Annotated in this window: 17 protein-coding genes; 12 read left to right on the top strand and 5 right to left on the bottom strand. The window is 69.3% G+C overall.

Annotation, left to right across the window (positions count from 1 at the left end):
- Window positions 1-4 precede the first annotated feature (4 nt).
- The 5 genes from CP975_RS09495 to CP975_RS09475 all read left to right on the top strand — a co-directional run bounded on the left by CP975_RS09495 (window position 5) and on the right by CP975_RS09475 (window position 6,476).
- Window positions 5-802: a PspA/IM30 family protein gene (locus tag CP975_RS09495; protein WP_055528405.1), complete on the top strand. Its 798-nt coding sequence runs from the start codon at window positions 5-7 to the stop codon at window positions 800-802.
- Window positions 803-848: 46 nt separating this feature from the next.
- The gene (gene pspAA / locus CP975_RS09490; RefSeq protein ID WP_055528406.1) at window positions 849-1,127 is read left to right on the top strand and encodes a PspA-associated protein PspAA; all 279 of its coding nucleotides are present in this window, start codon (window positions 849-851) and stop codon (window positions 1,125-1,127) included.
- Window positions 1,128-1,178: 51 nt separating this feature from the next.
- The gene (locus CP975_RS09485) at window positions 1,179-2,444 is read left to right on the top strand and encodes a sensor histidine kinase (RefSeq protein ID WP_055528408.1); all 1,266 of its coding nucleotides are present in this window, start codon (window positions 1,179-1,181) and stop codon (window positions 2,442-2,444) included.
- The gene (locus CP975_RS09480) at window positions 2,441-3,121 is read left to right on the top strand and encodes a response regulator (protein ID WP_055528409.1); all 681 of its coding nucleotides are present in this window, start codon (window positions 2,441-2,443) and stop codon (window positions 3,119-3,121) included. The genes CP975_RS09485 and CP975_RS09480 overlap by 4 nt, the downstream gene beginning before the upstream one ends.
- Window positions 3,122-3,326: 205 nt before the next feature.
- On the top strand, window positions 3,327-6,476 hold the full coding sequence (locus CP975_RS09475) for an efflux RND transporter permease subunit (protein WP_055528411.1): 3,150 nt from the start codon (window positions 3,327-3,329) through the stop codon (window positions 6,474-6,476).
- Between the two features lie 82 nt (window positions 6,477-6,558).
- Here the strand turns inward: CP975_RS09475 and nadA are convergent, their stop codons facing one another.
- The gene (gene nadA, locus CP975_RS09470) at window positions 6,559-7,776 is read right to left on the bottom strand and encodes a quinolinate synthase NadA (protein WP_425474235.1); all 1,218 of its coding nucleotides are present in this window, start codon (window positions 7,774-7,776) and stop codon (window positions 6,559-6,561) included.
- 247 nt (window positions 7,777-8,023) lie between these two features.
- Between nadA and CP975_RS09460 the strand changes: the two genes are divergently transcribed.
- Window positions 8,024-8,380 (top strand): HesB/IscA family protein, encoded by a 357-nt coding sequence (locus CP975_RS09460; RefSeq protein WP_030786960.1) that lies wholly within the window; start codon window positions 8,024-8,026, stop codon window positions 8,378-8,380.
- Window positions 8,381-8,498: 118 nt separating this feature from the next.
- On the opposite strand, the gene CP975_RS09455 is transcribed toward CP975_RS09460, so the two are convergent.
- Both CP975_RS09455 and CP975_RS09450 read right to left on the bottom strand, forming a co-directional pair.
- Window positions 8,499-10,037: a hypothetical protein gene (locus CP975_RS09455; protein ID WP_055528412.1), complete on the bottom strand. Its 1,539-nt coding sequence runs from the start codon at window positions 10,035-10,037 to the stop codon at window positions 8,499-8,501.
- Window positions 10,038-10,186: 149 nt separating this feature from the next.
- Window positions 10,187-10,396 (bottom strand): hypothetical protein, encoded by a 210-nt coding sequence (locus CP975_RS09450; protein ID WP_055528413.1) that lies wholly within the window; start codon window positions 10,394-10,396, stop codon window positions 10,187-10,189.
- A 162-nt stretch (window positions 10,397-10,558) separates the two neighbouring features.
- Here CP975_RS09450 and CP975_RS09445 point away from each other — a divergent pair, with 162 nt between their 5' ends.
- Entirely contained in the window at window positions 10,559-11,533 is a 975-nt protein-coding gene (locus tag CP975_RS09445) for a carbohydrate kinase family protein (protein ID WP_055528414.1), read from the top strand.
- Between the two features lie 3 nt (window positions 11,534-11,536).
- Here CP975_RS09445 and CP975_RS09440 read toward each other — a convergent pair whose 3' ends face one another.
- Window positions 11,537-12,916 carry a cysteine desulfurase/sulfurtransferase TusA family protein gene (locus CP975_RS09440; protein WP_150476749.1) on the bottom strand — a complete coding sequence of 460 codons (1,380 nt, stop codon included), beginning with the start codon at window positions 12,914-12,916 and terminating at the stop codon, window positions 11,537-11,539.
- Window positions 12,917-13,242: 326 nt separating this feature from the next.
- Here CP975_RS09440 and ctaC point away from each other — a divergent pair, with 326 nt between their 5' ends.
- From ctaC to CP975_RS09420, 4 genes are all read left to right on the top strand, one after another.
- Window positions 13,243-14,205 (top strand): aa3-type cytochrome oxidase subunit II, encoded by a 963-nt coding sequence (gene ctaC / locus CP975_RS09435; protein WP_030786989.1) that lies wholly within the window; start codon window positions 13,243-13,245, stop codon window positions 14,203-14,205.
- Window positions 14,202-15,941: an aa3-type cytochrome oxidase subunit I gene (gene ctaD, locus CP975_RS09430; RefSeq protein ID WP_030786992.1), complete on the top strand. Its 1,740-nt coding sequence runs from the start codon at window positions 14,202-14,204 to the stop codon at window positions 15,939-15,941. The genes ctaC and ctaD overlap by 4 nt, the downstream gene beginning before the upstream one ends.
- Window positions 15,938-16,336: a cytochrome c oxidase subunit 4 gene (locus CP975_RS09425; RefSeq protein ID WP_030786995.1), complete on the top strand. Its 399-nt coding sequence runs from the start codon at window positions 15,938-15,940 to the stop codon at window positions 16,334-16,336. The genes ctaD and CP975_RS09425 overlap by 4 nt, the downstream gene beginning before the upstream one ends.
- 135 nt (window positions 16,337-16,471) lie before the next feature.
- The gene (locus CP975_RS09420; protein WP_055527396.1) at window positions 16,472-17,719 is read left to right on the top strand and encodes a L,D-transpeptidase; all 1,248 of its coding nucleotides are present in this window, start codon (window positions 16,472-16,474) and stop codon (window positions 17,717-17,719) included.
- Window positions 17,720-17,792: 73 nt separating this feature from the next.
- Here the strand turns inward: CP975_RS09420 and CP975_RS09415 are convergent, their stop codons facing one another.
- The gene (locus tag CP975_RS09415; protein WP_055527339.1) at window positions 17,793-18,194 is read right to left on the bottom strand and encodes a hypothetical protein; all 402 of its coding nucleotides are present in this window, start codon (window positions 18,192-18,194) and stop codon (window positions 17,793-17,795) included.
- A 200-nt stretch (window positions 18,195-18,394) separates the two neighbouring features.
- Here CP975_RS09415 and ctaE point away from each other — a divergent pair, with 200 nt between their 5' ends.
- Complete coding sequence (gene ctaE, locus CP975_RS09410) at window positions 18,395-19,015, top strand: aa3-type cytochrome oxidase subunit III (protein ID WP_030787003.1); 621 nt, start codon at window positions 18,395-18,397, stop codon at window positions 19,013-19,015.
- The last annotated feature ends 66 nt before the right edge of the window (window positions 19,016-19,081 follow it).

Here is a 19,081-nt window from a genome sequence, read left to right as displayed (position 1 = left end):
GCCCATGAGCGGTGTCATGAAGCGTATGGGGATGATCTTCCGCGCGAAGGCGAACAAAGCCCTTGACCGGGCCGAGGACCCGCGCGAAACCCTCGATTACTCCTACCAGAAACAGCTGGAGCTGCTCCAGAAGGTCCGCCGCGGCGTCGCCGACGTGGCAACCTCCCGCAAGCGCCTCGAACTACAGCTGGCCCAGCTCAACAAGCAGTCCTCCACCCTTGAGGACCAGGGCCGCAAGGCCCTCGCCCTCGGCCGTGAGGACCTCGCCCGCGAAGCACTCTCCCGCCGGGCCGCGCTCCAGCAGCAGGTGACCGACCTGGAGACGCAGCACCAGACGCTCCAGGGCGAGGAGGAGAAGCTCACCCTCGCGGCCCAGCGCCTCCAGGCCAAGGTCGACGCCTTCCGGACGAAGAAGGAGACGATCAAGGCCACGTACACCGCCGCGCAGGCGCAGACCCGCATCGGCGAGGCCTTCTCCGGCATCTCGGAGGAGATGGGCGACGTCGGCATGGCGATCCAGCGCGCCGAGGACAAGACCGCGCAGCTCCAGGCGCGGGCCGGCGCGATCGACGAACTGCTCGCCTCCGGTGCCCTCGACGACTCCTCCGGTCTCGCCAAGGACGACATCCAGTCCGAGCTGGATCGCCTCTCCGGTGGTACTGATGTAGAGCTGGAGTTGCAGCGCATGAAGGCGGAGCTGGCCGGAGGCTCCGGCGGTGGGCAGCAGGCGATCGAGGGCGGCCAGGGCCGGCCCCAGGCGCAGCAGCAGCCGCAGGACACCCCGCGCCTCGACAAGCAGTGACGCCGTACGCGGCACACGGGTACCGCTCACGTCCGAGGAGGGCGACATGATCGTACGGATCATGGGGGAGGGGCAGGTGAAGCTGGCCGACAGCCACTTCGCCGAGCTGAACAAGCTGGACGACGAGCTGCTCACCGAGATGGAGAGCGGCGACGCGGCCGGCTTCCGGCGCACGCTCCACGCGCTCCTCGACAAGGTCCGGGAGCTGGGCGACCCCCTCCCGGACGACGCCCTGGAACCCTCGCAGCTGATCCTCCCCGCCCCGGACGCGACCCTGGACGAGGTCCGGGAGATGCTGAGCGACGACGGCTTGATCCCGGGCTGAGCGGCAGGCCCCAGCGGCCCCGCAGGAAAAAACCAGACAGAAGAGCGGGAAGTGACCACGCTAGGTAGAGGCCGCTGCTGGGCCCGAGCACACCCGCTGGCGGTGGACGCGGCGCTGGCCGCCGTCGTCCTCGTCTGCATGGTCATCGGCTCCTTCGCCGAGCCCTACGGGGAGCACGGCCCCACCTGGGGCACCCGCACCTCCGACGCCCCGAGCCTGCTCCTGATGGCGCTCGGCGCCCTCGCCCTGGTCGCGCGCCGCCGCGCCCCCTGGTGCGTACTCGCCGTCACCTGCGCCGCCGCCATCACCGAACTGCTCACGGGCGACCCCCGCGCGCCCGTCGTGCTGTGTGCGGTCATCGCCCTGTTCACCGTTGCCGCCACCACCGACCGCTCCACGACCTGGCGGATCGGCCTGGTCACCATCGCGGGCCTCACCGGCGTCGCGATGCTCTCGGGCCCCCTGCCCTGGTACGCCCAGGAGAACCTCGGCATCTTCGCCTGGACCGGCATGGCCGCCGCCGCGGGCGACGCGGTGCGCAGCCGCCGCGCCTTCGTGGACGCCATAAGGGAGCGCGCCGAGCGGGCCGAGCGGACCCGCGAGGAAGAGGCCAGGCGCCGCGTCGCCGAGGAACGGCTGCGCATCGCCCGCGACCTGCACGACGTGGTCGCCCACCACATCGCCCTGGTCAACGTGCAGGCGGGCGTCGCCGCGCACGTCATGGACAAGCGGCCCGACCAGGCGAAGGAAGCCCTCTCGCACGTACGCGACGCCAGCCGCTCCGCGCTCAACGAACTCCGCGCCACCGTCGGCCTGTTGCGCCAGACCGGCGACCCCGAGGCGCCCACCGAACCCGCGCCCGGCCTGCACCGGCTCGACGAACTCGTCGAGACCTTCCGCAACGCGGGCCTGCCCGTGGAGGTCGCCCTCGGCCAGGTCGGCCTGGAGCTGCCCGCGGCCGTCGACCTCGCCGCGTTCAGGGTCATCCAGGAAGCCCTCACCAACGTGCAGAAGCACGCGGGACGACATGCCAGGGCCGAGGTCAGCGTCGTCCGCGTCGGTCCGAACGTCGAGGTCACCGTCATCGACGGCGGACCGGGCCACGGCGAGAGCGGCGAGGGCGAGGGCGGCGAGGGCGGCGACGTAGAAGGGCAGCGCAACACCGACGGCGGCGGCCACGGCCTGCTCGGCATGCGCGAGCGCGTCACGGCCCTCGGCGGCAACTGCTCCGCGGGGCCCCGCTACGGCGGCGGGTTCCGCGTCCATGCGATCCTGCCCGTCGCCCCCGTCACCACGGCAAAGGGAGGGACTGCGTGACGATCCGCGTACTGCTCGCCGACGACCAGGCGTTGCTGCGCAGCGCGTTCAGGGTGCTCGTCGACTCCGAACCCGACATGGAGGTCGTCGGCGAGGCGTCCGACGGCGCGGAGGCGGTGCGGCTCGCCGCCTCCGAGCGCCCCGACGTGGTCCTGATGGACATCCGCATGCCCGGCACGGACGGCCTTGCGGCCACCCGTATGATCAGCGCCGACCCCGCCCTGACCCACGTACGCGTGGTGATGCTGACGACCTTCGAGGTCGACGAGTACGTGGTGCAGTCGCTGCGCGCCGGCGCCTCCGGATTCCTCGGCAAGGGCGCCGAGCCCGACGAACTGCTCGGCGCCATCCGCATCGCGGCGGCGGGCGAGGCGCTGCTCTCCCCGGTGGCGACCAAGGGGCTGATCGCCAAGTTCCTGGCACAGGGCGAGGGTTCGGACGGCGAGACCCCGCTGCGCGGCGAGCGGCTCGACGCGCTCACCAGCCGGGAACGCGAAGTGCTGGTCCAGGTCGCGGGCGGTTACTCGAACGACGAGATCGCCGAGCACCTTGAGGTCAGCCCGCTCACCGTGAAGACCCATGTGAACCGCGCGATGGCGAAGCTCGGTGCCCGCGACAGGGCCCAACTCGTCGTCATAGCCTACGAGTCGGGCCTGGTACGTCCACGGGTGGAGTGACGTCGGGGGCGGCGTACTGCACCCGCAGTATGGGCGGCATAAGGAAATGGTCCTGAGAGTGAGGCGTCGTGCCTCGCGCATGGCTCAGGGTGAGAGGGGCGCACCACCGCTTGCCGGGGACCCCCAATTCCCCGGCCAGTCCGGCCTGGCTCCGGGTCCGGCCCAGGACTGCTCCCCGCCGCTCACGCCACAGAGAGAGACCTCCATGTCCTGGCTGTCCAGGTTCAGCCTCGCCCAACGGGCGCTGATCGGACTGATGTCGATCATCGCGCTCGTCTTCGGAGCGATCGCTATCCCGCAGCTCAAACAGCAGCTGCTGCCCACCATCGAATTACCCATGGTGTCCGTGATCGCCCCCTACCAGGGCGCGTCCCCCGATGTGGTCGAGAAGCAGGTCGTCGAGCCGCTCGAGAACAGCATCGACACGGTCGACGGCATCACCGGCATCACCTCCACGGCGAGCGAGGGCAACGCCGTGATCATGGCCCAGTTCGACTACGGAGACGGCTCCGAGCAGCTCGTCGCCGACGTCCAGCAGGCCGTGAACCGCGCCCGGGCCGAACTCCCCGACGACGTCGACCCGCAGGTCGTCGCCGGCTCCACCGACGACATCCCGACCGTCGTCCTCTCCGTCACCTCCGACAAGGACCAGCAGGCCCTCGCCGACCAGCTCGACCGCACCGTCGTGCCGTCCCTGAAGGACATCGACGGCGTCGGCCAGGTCACCGTCGACGGCGTGCGCGACCTCCAGGTCAACGTCACCCCCGACGACAAGAAGCTGACGAAGGCGGGCCTGACCCCGGCCGCGCTCGGCAAGGCGCTCCAGGCGGGCGGCGCCACGCTCCCCGCCGGCTCCTTCGACGAGGGCGGCAAGAACCGCACCGTCCAGGTCGGCGGCGGCTTCACCTCGCTCCGGCAGATCGAGGACCTGAGGGTCACGCCCGAGGCCGACGCAGGCAAGCGGCCCGGCAAGCCGGTGCGCCTCGGCGATGTCGCCGCGGTGAAGCAGGAGCCGTCCACCGCGGCCTCCATCACACGCACGAACGGCGAGCCCAGCCTGGCCGTCGCCGTCACCATGGACCAGGACGGCAGCGCCGTCGCCATCTCGGACGCGGTCAAGGACAAGCTCCCCGACCTGCGCGAGGACCTCGGTTCCGGCGCCGACCTCACGGTCGCGAGCGACCAGGGCCCGGCCGTCTCCAAGTCCATCGAAGGCCTCACCACCGAGGGCGCGCTCGGCCTGGTCTTCGCGGTCATCGTCATCCTGGTCTTCCTGGCGTCGCTCCGCTCGACGCTGGTCACGGCGGTCTCCATCCCGCTGTCGGTGGTCCTCGCCCTGATCGTCCTGTGGACCCGCGACCTGTCGCTCAACCTGCTCACACTGGGCGCGCTGACCATCGCCATCGGCCGTGTCGTCGACGACTCCATCGTGGTCCTGGAGAACATCAAGCGCCACCTCGGCTACGGCGAGGAGCGCGAGCAGGCGATCCTCAGGGCCGTGCGCGAGGTCGCCGGCGCGGTGACGTCCTCGACGCTCACCACGGTCGCCGTCTTCGTGCCGATCGGCCTGGTCGGCGGCATGGTGGGCGAGCTGTTCGGGGCGTTCTCGCTGACGATCGCGGCGGCGCTCCTCGCCTCGCTGCTCGTCTCGCTCACCGTCGTGCCGGTCCTCTCGTACTGGTTCCTGCGTCCCCCCAAGGCGATCCGCGGGGTCGACCCGGAGGAGGCCCGCCGCAAGGCCGAGGAGAAGGAGAGCCGCAGCAGGCTCCAGCGGACCTACGTCCCGGTGCTGCGCTTCGCGACCCGCCGCCGGTTCACCAGCGTCGGCATCGCGATCGTCATCCTGGTCGGCACGTTCGGCATGACACCCCTGCTGAAGACCAACTTCTTCGACCAGGGCGAGCAGGAAGTCCTCAGCATCAAGCAGGAGTTGAAGCCCGGCACCAGCCTCGCCGCGTCCGACGCCTCGGCGAAGAAGATCGAGAAGATGCTGTCCGGCATCGACGAGATCAAGGACTACCAGGTCACGATCGGCTCCTCCGGTTTCCTGGCCGCCTTCGGCGGAGGCACGGACACCAACCAGGCCTCGTACACCCTCACCCTCAAGGACAAGGCGTCGTACGAAGAGACGCAGGACCTGGTCGAGAAGGAGCTGGGCAAGCTCTCCGGCATCGGCAGGACCACCGTCGCCGCCGGTGACGGCTTCGGCAACCAGGACCTGAGCGTCGTGGTGAAGGCCGCCGACAGCGAGGTGCTGCGCAAGGCGTCCGACCAGGTGCGCGACGAGGTCGCGAAGCTCGACGACGTCACCGACGTGCAGAGCGACCTGGCGCAGAGCATCCCGAGGATCTCGGTCAAGGCCAATGCCAGCACGGCCGAAGCCGGGTTCGACGCGACGACCCTCGGCCAGGCCGTCACCCAGGCAGTACGCGGCACCACCAGCGGCAAGGCCGTCCTGGACGACACCGAACGCGACATCGTGATCAAGTCCGCGAAGCCGGCGAAGACGCTGGACGAGCTGAAGAAGCTGCCGCTCGGCCCCGGCGTGAAGCTCGGCGCCATCGCCGACGTCGAGCTGGCCGACAGCCCGGTCTCGATGACCCGCATCGACGGCGCGCGCGCCGCGACGATCACCGCGAAGCCGACTGGCGACAACACGGGCGCGGTCAGCGCGGACCTCACCAAGAAGCTGGACGCGCTGAAGCTCCCCGCCGGGGCCACGGCCTCGATCGGCGGCGTCTCCGAGGACCAGGACGAGGCGTTCGCCTCGCTGGGTCTGGCGATGCTGGCGGCGATCGCGATCGTCTTCATGCTGCTGGTCGCCACGTTCCGCTCGCTGATCCAGCCGCTGATCCTGCTGGTCTCCATCCCGTTCGCGGCGACGGGCGCGATCGGCCTGCTGATCGCCACGGACACCCCGATGGGCGTCCCCGCGATGATCGGCATGCTGATGCTCATCGGCATCGTCGTCACCAACGCGATCGTGCTGATCGACCTCATCAACCAGTACCGCAGGCAGGGTTACGGCACGGTCGAGGCGGTCATCGAGGGCGGCCGCCACCGTCTGCGGCCCATCCTCATGACGGCCCTGGCGACGATCTTCGCGCTGCTCCCGATGGCCCTCGGCATCACGGGCCAGGGCGGCTTCATCGCCCAGCCGCTCGCCGTGGTGGTGATAGGCGGACTGATCACGTCGACGCTGCTCACCCTGCTGCTCGTACCGACGCTCTACGCGATGGTGGAGCTGCGCAAGGAGCGCAGGCGCGCCAAGCGCGAGGCGAAGCGGGCGAAGAAGGCGGGGATCCCGCCGCAGGGCACCGACTCGAACGCCCCGGAGCCGGCCGCGCAGGTCTGACCGCAGGCCCGACCCGCACCACCTGAAAGGTCGTAAGGGGCGCCCGCCAATGGCGGGCGCCCCTTACACATGCCCTACGAGGCTACGGAAGCGCCAGCATCCGCTCCAGCGCCAGCTTCGCGAACTGCTCGGTCTCGCGGTCCACCTCGATCTGGTTGACGAGGTTGCCCTCGGCCAGCGACTCCAGCGTCCAGACCAGGTGCGGCAGGTCGATGCGGTTCATGGTCGAGCAGAAGCAGACCGTCTTGTCGAGGAAGACGATCTCCTTGCCCTCGGCGGCGAAGCGGTTCGCCAGACGGCGTACGAGGTTCAGCTCCGTGCCGATGGCCCACTTCGAGCCGGCGGGCGCCGCCTCCAGGGTCTTGATGATGTGCTCGGTAGAGCCCACGTAGTCGGCGGCGGCCACGACCTCGTGCTTGCACTCCGGGTGCACCAGGACGTTCACACCCGGTATCCGCGCGCGCACGTCCTCGACCGACTCCAGCGAGAAGCGGCCGTGCACCGAGCAGTGCCCGCGCCACAGGATCATCTTCGCGTCGCGCAGCTGCTCGACGGTCAGGCCGCCGTTCGGCTTGTGCGGGTTGTAGACCACGCAGTCGTCGAGCGAGAAGCCCATGTCGCGCACGGCGGTGTTGCGGCCCAGGTGCTGGTCGGGCAGGAAGAGGACCTTCGTCGCGCCGGTCCCGCCCTGCTCGAAGGCCCACTCCAGCGCGCGCTTGGCGTTCGACGACGTGCAGATCGTGCCGCCGTGCTTGCCGGTGAACGCCTTGATGTCGGCCGAGGAGTTCATGTACGAGACGGGGACGACCTGCTCGGCGATGCCCGCCTCGGTCAGCACGTCCCAGCACTCGGCGACCTGTTCGGCGGTGGCCATGTCGGCCATCGAGCAGCCGGCGGCCAGGTCGGGGAGCACGACCTTCTGGTCGTCGGTGGTCAGGATGTCGGCGGACTCGGCCATGAAGTGCACACCGCAGAAGACGATGTACTCGGCGTCGGGCCGTGCGGCGGCGTCGCGCGCCAGCTTGAAGGAGTCACCGGTCACATCCGCGAACTGGATGACCTCGTCGCGCTGGTAGTGGTGGCCGAGCACGAAGACCTTGTCCCCGAGCTTCTCCTTGGCGGCCCGGGCACGCTCCACCAGATCCGGGTCGGAGGGGGACGGCAGGTCACCGGGGCACTCCACGCCACGCTCGCTCTTGGGGTCGGCCTCGCGGCCGAGCAGCAGCAGGGCGAGCGGCGTGGGCTGAACCTCAAGGTCAACGAGGTCCACGGGGGACTGGGCGGTGGTCACGACACGCACCCTTTCTTTTCAGCAGACGAGCCTTTTCGTCTAATTGACGCTATCTATCATAACCGCTTCACGTCAGTTTGACGATGGCCATAGTGTCGATGTGACGAATTCGCGGACGCCACGGCCCGGCGCCGCACGGAAAACCATGTGCGAGCATGAAGGGGTAAGACGTAAGCGCTCGGCCCGGAATGAATCCGCGGCCCCGCCGGTTGCAACCGTCGGCAAGCAGTCTCCGTACAACCCGGGAGAGAAGCAGATGTCCGTATCGGACGAGACCACCACCGTGAGCGACGGCATCCTCCTGTCGGACGCCGCCGCGGCCAAGGTGAAGGGCCTGCTGGAGCAGGAAGGCCGGGACGACCTGGCGCTGCGCGTGGCCGTCCAGCCCGGCGGCTGTTCGGGCCTGCGCTACCAGCTGTTCTTCGACGAGCGCACGCTCGACGGCGACGTCGTCAAGGACTTCGACGGCGTGAAGGTCGTCACCGACCGGATGAGCGCTCCCTACCTGGGCGGCGCCTCCATCGACTTCGTCGACACCATCGAGAAGCAGGGCTTCACGATCGACAACCCGAACGCCACCGGCTCCTGCGCCTGTGGCGACTCCTTCAGCTAAGTCTGTTAGGTGCACGTAAGCCTGTAGGCCCACGCGTACGACGGCGGCGGTTCCCCGAGAGTTCGGGGAACCGCCGCCGTCGTGTTTGTACGCCCGGTCGCTACTTCCGCTGCGTCCGCTACTTCCGCTTCACCGTCCCGCCACTGGCGTCCACGACCTCGCGGTCACCCAGCGGCTTGTCCAGGGTGACCGTCTCCGAGAGCCTCTTGGCCACCATGACGCAGACCTTGTCCTTCTGCTTGGTCTCCGTGACGGTCACCGTCACGCGGTCGCCGTCCTCGCGCGCGGACGCGGAGTACTCGCTGCACACCCCGCCCCAGAAGTGCACCGTCAGTTTCTTCCCGTCGGCGCTGTAGGACTCGATGGGCACCGAACCCTCGCCGCGGGGCTTCTCCGGCTTCTCGGTGGGCGTGGGCGTGCCCGGAGTGCTCGGTGAGGTCAGGTACTTGGGGGCGACGGCCGGGTGCGTCACCGTGAAGGTGTCCCGCGCCCCCTCCGGCGTCACTTCGAACAGCCAGGAGGGTACGAGGGTCTGCTTGCCGCCCACGAAGTGCGTCGCGAGCCCGAACGTGGCGCCGCTGACGGCCACCGTCCGCGGCTTCGGGGCCTCGGCGGACGGCTCACAGGGCGCCTGCTTCGCATCGCCGCCGCCCTTTGTCCCCGTCCTCGTACTGCCGCCCTCAGTCCTCGTGCTGTCGTCGACGTGCGGCACCGGGGTCGCGCAGCCGCCGACGCCGACGCCCCTGCCGCCGGTCGAATTCAGCCGGTCCAGGGTCTTTCCGGCGCTGATCACCGGATACCTGGCGCCCTTGTCCGGCGCCTTCAACTGGCCGCTGCCGCCCACCACTTGGCCGTCCGAGCCGACCTGGATGCCGGTCGACCAGCCGTAGGTCGGCAGGCCGTCCACCTTCGGGTCGGCGTTCACCACGCGTACGGCGCCCATGAGCTGGCGGGCGTCCAGCTTCGCGTCGTCCTGGCCGAGCGCCTTGAGGAGCGGCGCCGCCGCCTCCTTGGCCGCCTTCTCGCCCACGGCGTCGTCCGCGTCGCCGTTCGGCGCGGTGGAGGTGCTCGAACAGGGCTTGCCCTTGGGGCAGTTGTCCGTGCCGCCCACGCCGTGCCTGGCGTACGTCCAGGTGCCGGGCGCCTGCTTGGTCACCTGGAGCGAGGGACCCGAACCGTCCTTGCCCTCGTCCACCCGCCAGGCGCCGTCCCGTGACGTCGGCGTCCCGGAGAGGCCGAGCGCCTTGGCCAGCGCGGTGACCTCGCCACGGGTGACCTCGCCGCGTGCGTGGTAGACGGAGGCCGACGCCGGGCCCTCGGGCAGCTTGCCGGTCGCCTTGTACGTGGCGCCGCTCGGGTCGGGCTCGCCCGGCGCGATACCGCTCGTGCCGTCCGTGCCGCCCGCGCCCTTGCCGGTGTCCTCGCCCTGCCGGTCGCCGCCCGGGTAGCCGTCCAGCGCGAGCGGCGGCGGATCGCCGCCGTCTCCCGCCGGGGCCCCGTCGCCGCCCCTGCCGCCGCCACCGCCGGCCGCGGTCGCGGCGAAGTACGCGCCCCCGCCGCCGACCAACAGCACGGTGGCCGCGACCGAGGCGACGGCGAGGCGGGCTCGCCGTCGCTGCGGCTCGGCCGCCTCATGAACGGATCGCTCGGTGCTCACCGCATCGCTCCTTCGACTGCTGCTGTCCCTGGAAACCCACAGGCGGGCTTCGTCGTATCCCAGGTCCCCTTTGCGGGGGACGGCGATGGGACGCAGCGGGGGAGCGCACGGTTCCCTCGACGCGCGCCCGCGCCCGCGGTCAGTCTCCCTCAGTCGCCGTACTCGGACATCCCGTCGATGAGCCGGGCGGAGGAGGACGGCACGGTGACGCCGTGGATCAGGGACGGCGGCACGGGGGCGGCGGCGGCCTTGGCGGGCGCCGCCCAGTGCGGAGCCATGCGGGCGCAGTCGCCGCGCAGGCTCGCCATGGTCTCCGGCGACTCCGGGCCCTCGGCGGAGAGCCTGGCGGGGCGCTTCATGGCGACATCCTTCGAGATAAGGGTCATAACGGCACGGTAAGCATGTGACCGTCGAGGAACAAAGCCCTACTATCGGGTAGTTTTGCCTCTTCAGGTGCGGGTGTTCGACCCGGTAACGTGAACTGTCAACCCCTCGCCTCTCCTCCACAGGAGCACCCAGCCGTGCGTATCGCAGTCACCGGCTCCATCGCCACCGACCACCTGATGACCTTCCCCGGCCGCTTCGCCGACCAGCTGGTCGCCGATCAGCTGCACACGGTCTCCCTCTCCTTCCTGGTCGACGCCCTCGACGTCCGCAGGGGAGGCGTGGCCGCCAACATCACCTTCGGCATGGGCCAGCTCGGCACCCACCCGATCCTGGTCGGCGCCGCCGGCTCCGACTTCGACGAGTACCGCGCCTGGCTCGACCGGCACGGCGTGGACACCGCCTCGGTGCGGATCTCCGAGACCCTGCACACCGCCCGCTTCGTCTGCACCACGGACGCCGACCACAACCAGATCGGCTCCTTCTACACGGGCGCGATGAGCGAGGCCCGCCTCATCGAACTGAAGACCGTCGCCGACCGCGTGGGCGGGCTCGACCTCGTCCTGATCGGCGCCGACGACCCCGAGGCGATGCTCCGGCACACCGAGGAGTGCCGCACCCGCGAGATCCCCTTCGCCGCGGACTTCTCGCAGCAGATCGCCCGCATGGATGGCGACGAGATCCGCACCCTCCTGGACGGCGCCACGTACCTCTTCTCCAACGAGTACGAGAAGGGCCTCATCGAGTCCAAGACCGGCTGGACCGACGCCGAGATCCTCTCCCGCGTCGGACACCGCGTGACCACCCTCGGCGCCAACGGCGTGCGCATCGAGTCCGTCGGCCAGGACCCGATCGAGGTCGGCGTCCCGGAGGAGGAGGCGAAGGTCGAGCCGACCGGCGTCGGCGACGCGTTCCGCGCGGGTTTCCTGTCCGGCCTCGCCTGGGGCGTCTCCCACGAGCGCGCCGCGCAGGTGGGCTGCATGCTCGCCACCCTCGTCATCGAGACCGTCGGCACGCAGGAGTACGAGCTCCAGCGCAGCAACTTCATGGACCGCTTCACCAAGGCGTACGGCCACGAGGCCGCCAACGAGGTCCGTACGCACCTCGTCTAGCGGTCACGAGCTCCGGCGGACCACATAGGCCGAGCCGTGGTCCGCCGGCCGCTCACCCACGTACTCCTGACCGCGCATCTCGCACCACGCCGGGATGTCGAGGCGTGCCGCCTCGTCGTCCGCGAGGACGGTCACCGTCCCGCCGACCGGGACGTGCCCGATGACCTTCGCCAGCTCGATGACGGGGATCGGGCACCGCTTGCCGACCGCGTCGAGGACGAGCGAATCCCCTTCCGCGCGCGCCTCGGCCGCGACCGGGGCGCCCAGCTTCTCCCGCACCTCGCGGACCGCGCCGGGCAGCACGTCGAGGAACCGCTCCACCTCGGCGGCCTCCGTGCCGACCGGCAGCGAGACCCGGACGTTCCCCTCACTCAGCACGCCCATCGCCTTGAGGACATGGCTCGGGGTCAGCGTCGAACTGGTGCACGACGACCCCGACGACACGGAGAAGCCCGCCCGGTCCAGCTCGTGCAGCAGCGTCTCCCCGTCGACATAGAGACAGGAGAAGGTGACGAGGTGCGGAAGCCGCCGCACCGGATCGCCCACCACCTCCACGTCCGGCACGCACCCCGGCACCCGCGCCCTGATCCGCTCGGTCAGCTCCCGCAGCCGTGCTCCTTCCCGCGCGGCCTCGGCCCGCACCGCACGCAGCGAGGCCGCCGCCGCGACGATCGCCGGAATGTTCTCGAACCCGGCGGCACGCCCGGACTCCCGCTCGTCGACGGGCCCTTGCGCGGCGAAGCGGACCCCTTTGCGTACGACGAGAAGCCCGACGCCCGCCGGGCCACCCCACTTGTGGGCACTTCCGGTGAGCAGCGACCAGTCCCCGTCGACCGGCCCCCACGGCAGCGACTGCGCCGCGTCCACGAGGAGCGGCACCCCCGCCGCACGGCAGGCGGCCGCCACCTCGGCCACCGGCTGCTCGGTGCCCACCTCGTGGTTGGCGGACTGGAGACAGGCGAGCGCGGTGTCCTCCCGGAGCGCCGCGGCGTACGCCTCCGGGTCGGCCGCCCCGCCCCGGTCCACCGGCACCTCGGTCACGGTCCCGCCCCCGGCCTCGTGGGCCGCAGCCGAATGGAGCACCGACGAGTGTTCGGCCGCTGACACGATCAGGTGGCGTCCGGCGCGGCGGCGCCCGGCGAGCGCGCCCGCGATCCCCGCGTGCACGGCGCGGGTGCCGGACGGGGTGAAGACCAGCTCGTCGGCCCGGCACCCCACGGCATCGGCGGCGGCCTCCCGCGCCGCGTCGAGCAGCAACCGGGCCCGCCGCCCCTCCCGATAGAGCCGAGCAGGATCGGCCCACCCCTCGTCGAGCGAGGCCACCAGGGCCTGCCGGGCAACGGGATGAAGGGGAGCGGAGGAGGCAGCATCGAAATAGGGCACGCATCCACGCTAGCCCCCTCAGGAGCGCCCCGAAGGGGCGCGGGGAACTGCGCGCCCAGCCCCCACCGGGCCCGCACCCGCGGACCGACAGATTCCACCACCCCCGTAGGCGCCCCGACCCCCCGTCAGAAAGCGGCAAGGGGCGCCCACCCCACCCTTCGGAGTGACCCGCGGCGCGTTAGGCACCCTCCCCGCGCGACCCCAAAATGCGTCCAGTAGGGTTTGGTCCGCATAAACATCCAAACCCCTGCCCGACGCAGGGCGGCGACCGACCAGCGTGGAGGCCGCAGCCGACCGCGCGGGCGAGACTCTCGGGAAGGCGCTACGTGAGTCCCAACGGCTCCGACCGCTCGTCGCGGCGCCCGATGCGGCGGAAGCTGCCGCAGGTGCTGACTGCGGGCCTGATCCTGGCGACCGCCACCGGTTGCACATACAAGGATTTCCCCCGCCTTGGAATGCCCACCCCGGTAACGGAAGAGGCTCCGCGGATTCTCTCCCTCTGGCAGGGCTCGTGGGCGGCAGCGCTCGCCACGGGCGTGCTGGTCTGGGGTCTGATCCTGTGGAGCGTCATCTTCCACCGGCGCAGCCGCACCAAGGTGGAAGTACCTCTTCAGACCCGGTACAACATGCCCATCGAGGCGCTGTACACGGTCGTCCCCCTCATCATCGTCTCGGTGCTCTTCTACTTCACGGCACGTGACGAGTCCAAGCTCCTGAAGCTCGAGGACAAGCCGGCCCACACCATCAACGTGGTCGGCTACCAGTGGAGCTGGGGCTTCAACTACGTCGAGAACGTCCGGGGCGCCGGCAAGGAGAACGCCAGGACCTCCAAGGACCTGGAGGCCATCCCGGAGAGGTTCCGCGAGGACTTCCCGGCCAAGGCCAACGGCGTCTACGAGGTCGGCACGCCCGGCGACCGGAACCCCCAGAACGGCAACCCCGGTCCGACCCTCTGGCTCCCCAAGGGCGAGAAGGTCCGCTTCGTACTGACTTCGCGTGACGTCATCCACTCCTTCTGGGTGGTGCCGTTCCTGATGAAGCAGGACGTCATCCCGGGCCACACCAACGCCTTCGAGGTGACTCCGAACAAGGAGGGCACCTTCATGGGCAAGTGCGCCGAGCTGTGCGGCGTCGACCACTCCCGGATGCTCTTCAACGTCAAGGTCGTCTCCCCCGAGCGCTACAAGCAGCACCTCGAGGACCTGGCGAAGAAGAACCAGACCGGTTACATCCCGGCCGGCATCGAGCAGACGCCCCACGAGAAGAACCGGGAGACGAACAACCTGTGAGCATCCTCAACGAACCCCAGGGTGCCGCGGCAGCAGAAGACTCGTACGAGAACGAGCTGCCGGTCAGGCGCAAGCAGCCGGGAAACGTCGTCATCAAGTGGCTGACCACCACTGACCACAAGACGATCGGCACGCTCTATCTGGTCACGTCGTTCGCGTTCTTCTGCATCGGCGGAGTGATGGCGCTCTTCATGCGCGCCGAACTCGCCCGCCCGGGTACGCAGATCATGTCGAACGAGCAGTTCAACCAGGCGTTCACGATGCACGGCACGATCATGCTGCTGATGTTCGCGACGCCGCTGTTCGCCGGTTTCGCGAACTGGATCATGCCGCTCCAGATCGGCGCGCCCGACGTCGCCTTCCCGCGGCTGAACATGTTCGCCTACTGGCTCTACCTGTTCGGCTCGCTCATCGCGGTCGGCGGTTTCCTCACGCCGAACGGCGCGGCCGACTTCGGCTGGTTCGCCTACAGCCCGCTCTCGGACGCCGTCCGGTCCCCGGGCATCGGCGCCGACATGTGGATCATGGGTCTGGCCTTCTCCGGCTTCGGCACGATCCTCGGCTCGGTCAACTTCATCACCACGATCATCTGCATGCGCGCGCCCGGCATGACCATGTTCCGCATGCCGATCTTCGTGTGGAACGTGCTGCTGACCGCGGTGCTGGTGCTGCTCGCCTTCCCGGTTCTGGCCGCCGCGCTGTTCGCCCTGGAGGCGGACCGCAAATTCGGTGCCCATATCTTCGACGCGGCCAATGGCGGCGCATTGCTCTGGCAACACCTCTTCTGGTTCTTCGGCCATCCAGAGGTGTACATCATCGCGCTGCCATTCTTCGGAATCATTTCCGAGGTCATCCCGGTCTTCTCCCGCAAGCCGATGTTCGGCTACATGGGCCTGATCGGCGCGACGATCGCCATCGCGGGTCTCTCCGTGACGGTGTGGGCGCACCACATGTACGTGACAGGCGGCGTGCTCCTACCGTTCTTCTCGTTCATGACATTCCTCATCGCCGTGCCAACCGGTGTGAAGTTCTTCAACTGGATCGGCACGATGTGGAAGGGGTCCTTGAGTTTCGAGACCCCGATGCTGTGGGCCGTCGGCTTCCTGATCACCTTCACCTTCGGTGGTCTGACGGGCGTCATCCTGGCCTCGCCGCCGATGGACTTCCACGTCTCGGACTCGTACTTCGTGGTCGCGCACTTCCACTACGTCGTCTTCGGCACCGTGGTCTTCGCGATGTTCTCCGGCTTCCACTTCTGGTGGCCGAAGTTCACCGGCAAGATGCTGGACGAGCGCCTCGGCAAGATCACGTTCTGGACGCTCTTCGTGGGCTTCCACGGCACGTTCCTGGTCCAGCACTGGCTGGGCGCCGAGGGCATGCCGCGCCGGTACGCGGACTACCTGCACGCCGACGGCTTCACCGCGCTGAACACGATCTCGACGATCTGCTCGTTCCTGCTCGGCCTGTCGATCCTGCCGTTCTTCTACAACATCTGGAAGACGGCCAAGTACGGCAAGAAGATCGAGGTCGACGACCCGTGGGGCTACGGCCGTTCGCTGGAGTGGGCGACGTCCTGCCCGCCGCCGCGGCACAACTTCCTCACGCTGCCGCGCATCCGCAGTGAATCGCCGGCCTTCGACCTGCACCACCCGGACATCGCCGCGCTCGGCCAGCTCGAGAACGCCGGGCAGAAGGACACCAAGATGTTCGGTGGCGACAAGGAGGCCGCGAAGTGAAGATCCAGGGCAAGATGTTCATCTGGCTGAGCGTCTTCGTCCTCGCCATGGCGATCGTCTATGGCGTGTGGTCGAAGGAGCCCGCCGGCACCACGGCGCTCTTCCTGGCCTTCGGCCTGTGCATCATGATCGGCTACTACCTGGCCTTCACGGCCCGGCGGGTCGACGCCTCCGCACAGGACAACAAGGAGGCCGACGTCGCGGACGAGGCCGGCGAGGTGGGCTTCTTCAGCCCGCACAGCTGGCAGCCGCTCTCCCTCGCCGTCGGTGGCGCGCTCGCCTTCATGAGCATCGCCATCGGCTGGTGGCTGCTGTACTTCTCGGCCCCCCTCCTGCTCATCGGCCTGTGGGGCTGGGTCTTCGAGTACTACCGCGGCGAGAACCAGACCCAGTGAGTCTGTAGTTCCGACACCGCGCCGAGAGGCCCGGGCGCTCCTGACGGAGTGTCCGGGCCTCTCGGCGTGTCGTGCTTGACCCCCGGACGGGTCACTCACCGCGCCGGACAGAATGAACCTCCATACCGTGTGTTCATGAGCCACTCACCGCGAATTCGCACGGTACTGAGCTGCACGACGCTGGTGGCCGCCCTCGGTGCGGGGGCCACGGCGTGCGGCAGCTCCGACGGCCACCCGCTCTCGGCGAAGCCGTACGACGCGGCCGGGCAGATCGCCTTCAACAGCCCTGCGGGCAGCAAGAAGGCGGACCCGGACAAGCCCCTGGAAGTGACCGCCCAGGGCAAGGACGGACGTATCACCGACGTCACGGCCACCGACGCGCTGGGGCGGTACGTGGCGGGCGAGCTCTCCGCCGACGGTGCCCGCTGGCACAGCACCGCGCCGCTGGCGGCCGGCGCCCAGTACACGGTCCGGGTGAGCACCGAGGACGACGAGGGCTCACCAGGCCGCAAGGTGCTGACCTTCGACACCGAGGTCCCCGCCGAGAAGAAGCGACTGCACGTCACCTTCGGCCCCGAGGCGGGCAAGTACGGCGTCGGACAGCCCGTCACGGCCACGCTCAGCACCCCGGTGAAGGACAAGGAGGCCAGGGCCACCGTCGAACGCGCCCTGAAGGTCAGATCGGTGCCCGCGGTCGAGGGCGCCTGGCACTGGGTGGACAGCGAGACGCTGCACTACCGCCCCAAGGAGTACTGGCCCACCCACGCCACCATCAACGTCTCCAGCAACCTCGAAGGCATCAAGGTGGGCGACCGGCTGTGGGGCACCGAGACCAAGCCGCTGAAGTTCACCACCGGGGACCGGATCGAGGCCGTGACGGACGCCTCGTCCCACTGGATGACGGTCTACCGCAACGGCGAGCAGATCAACTCGATCCCGGTGACCACGGGCAAACCCGGCTACTCCACCCGCAACGGCGTCAAGGTCGTGCTCGGCAAGGAGTACTCCGTACGCATGACCAGCGCCAGCATCGGCGCGTCGGACTTCTACGACAAGCAGGTCTACTACGCGACGCGGGTCACCGACTCCGGTGAGTACGTGCACGCCGCGCCCTGGTCGACCGGCTCCCAGGGCAACGCCAACACCAGCCACGGCTGCACCGGCATGAGCACGGGGAACGCCGCCTGGTTCTACGAGACCGTGCGGCAGGGCGACCTCGTGAAGGTCGTCAACAGCTACGGCGAGGACATGCCGACGTTCGGCAACGGCCTCGGCGACTGGAACATGAGCTGGCAGAACTGGCGCAAGGGCAGCGCGCTGCTCGCCGGCACCAAGGAAGGCCCCTCGGCGGCCGACGCGGCCCGACTGCGCCCGCAGGTCTGACGGCGGCGCAGCGGACAGCACAGAGGGCCCCACGCCGAGGCGTGAGACCCTTCACCGAGCGAGCGGGGCTCCGTCAGGCCTCCACGGCCCGCCTGCTGCGCAGCAGAGCGGCCAGCGCGTCCGCGAACTCGACCGGCTCGACCGGAAGGGTCACCGCCGCTTCCGCGCGGCTCCAGGTGGCCAGCCAGGCGTCCTGAGGGCGCCCGATGAGCAGCAGCACGGGCGGCGCCTGGAAGATCTCGTCCTTGATCTGCCGGCACACCCCCATGCCGCCCGCGGGCTTCGCCTCGCCGTCGAGCACACAGGCGTCGACGCCGCCCTGGTCCAGGTGCTTGAGCACGGCGGGCAGCGTGGCGCACTCGATGAACTCGACCTCGGGAACGTCCGTCGCCGGCCTGCGCCCGGTGGCCAACCGGACTTGCTCGCGGGTGCTCGCGTTGTCGCTGTAGACCAGCACCGTTGCGGTCGGCTGCATTGTTCCTCCAGATCATCGAGCTGGGCTGAGCTGAGCTGTGCCGTCATGGGATCGGGAACCGATGCGCGGATGCTACTCCTCCCGACACCCCGTCAACAGCGCTTCGGACAGGCCTCCGATGGGCCATACGGGCAGGACACACCCCGCAGACACTCCGAACGGCACCCCCCGGGGTGAGGGCGGGATAAGCGACCGACATAATGTCGGTCGTGGCGACAGCAACGACAGTAGATACCGGGCACGCGCACCCGCCGGTCAATCGACCGAACCTCACCAGCGTCGGAACCATCATCTGGCTGAGTTCCGAGCTGATGTTCTTCGCGGCCCTCTTCGCGATGTACTTCACCCTGCGATCGGTGACAGGTCCTGATCACTGGAAGGAAATGGCCTCGGCCCTTAACTTCCCGTTCTCGGCGACGAACACCACCATCCTGGTGCTCTCCTCCCTCACGTGTCAGCTCGGCGTCTTCGCCGCTGAGCGTGGCGACGTGAAGAAGCTCCGGATGTGGTTCATCGTCACCTTCATCATGGGTGCGATCTTCATCGGCGGTCAGGTGTACGAGTACACCGAGCTGGTCAAGAAGGACGGGCTCTCGCTCTCCTCCGACCCGTACGGCTCGGTCTTCTACCTGACCACCGGCTTCCACGGACTGCATGTGACAGGCGGCCTGATCGCCTTCCTGCTGGTCCTCGGCCGCACCTACGCGGCCAGGAAGTTCACCCATGAACAGGCGACCGCAGCCATCGTCGTGTCCTACTACTGGCACTTCGTCGATGTGGTCTGGATCGGCCTCTTCGCCACGATCTACATGATCAAGTAATCGGCGGGGGTCGCTCACGCGACGTACCGACACATTCCAGAAGCATCGACGCAGAAGATCCTGACA

Origin of the sequence: Streptomyces alboniger (assembly GCF_008704395.1) — a bacterium.
Classification (GTDB): Bacteria; Actinomycetota; Actinomycetes; order Streptomycetales; family Streptomycetaceae; genus Streptomyces; species Streptomyces alboniger.
Note: the sequence above shows the minus strand (reverse complement) of the source record. Positions and strands in the feature narration are given on the sequence as shown.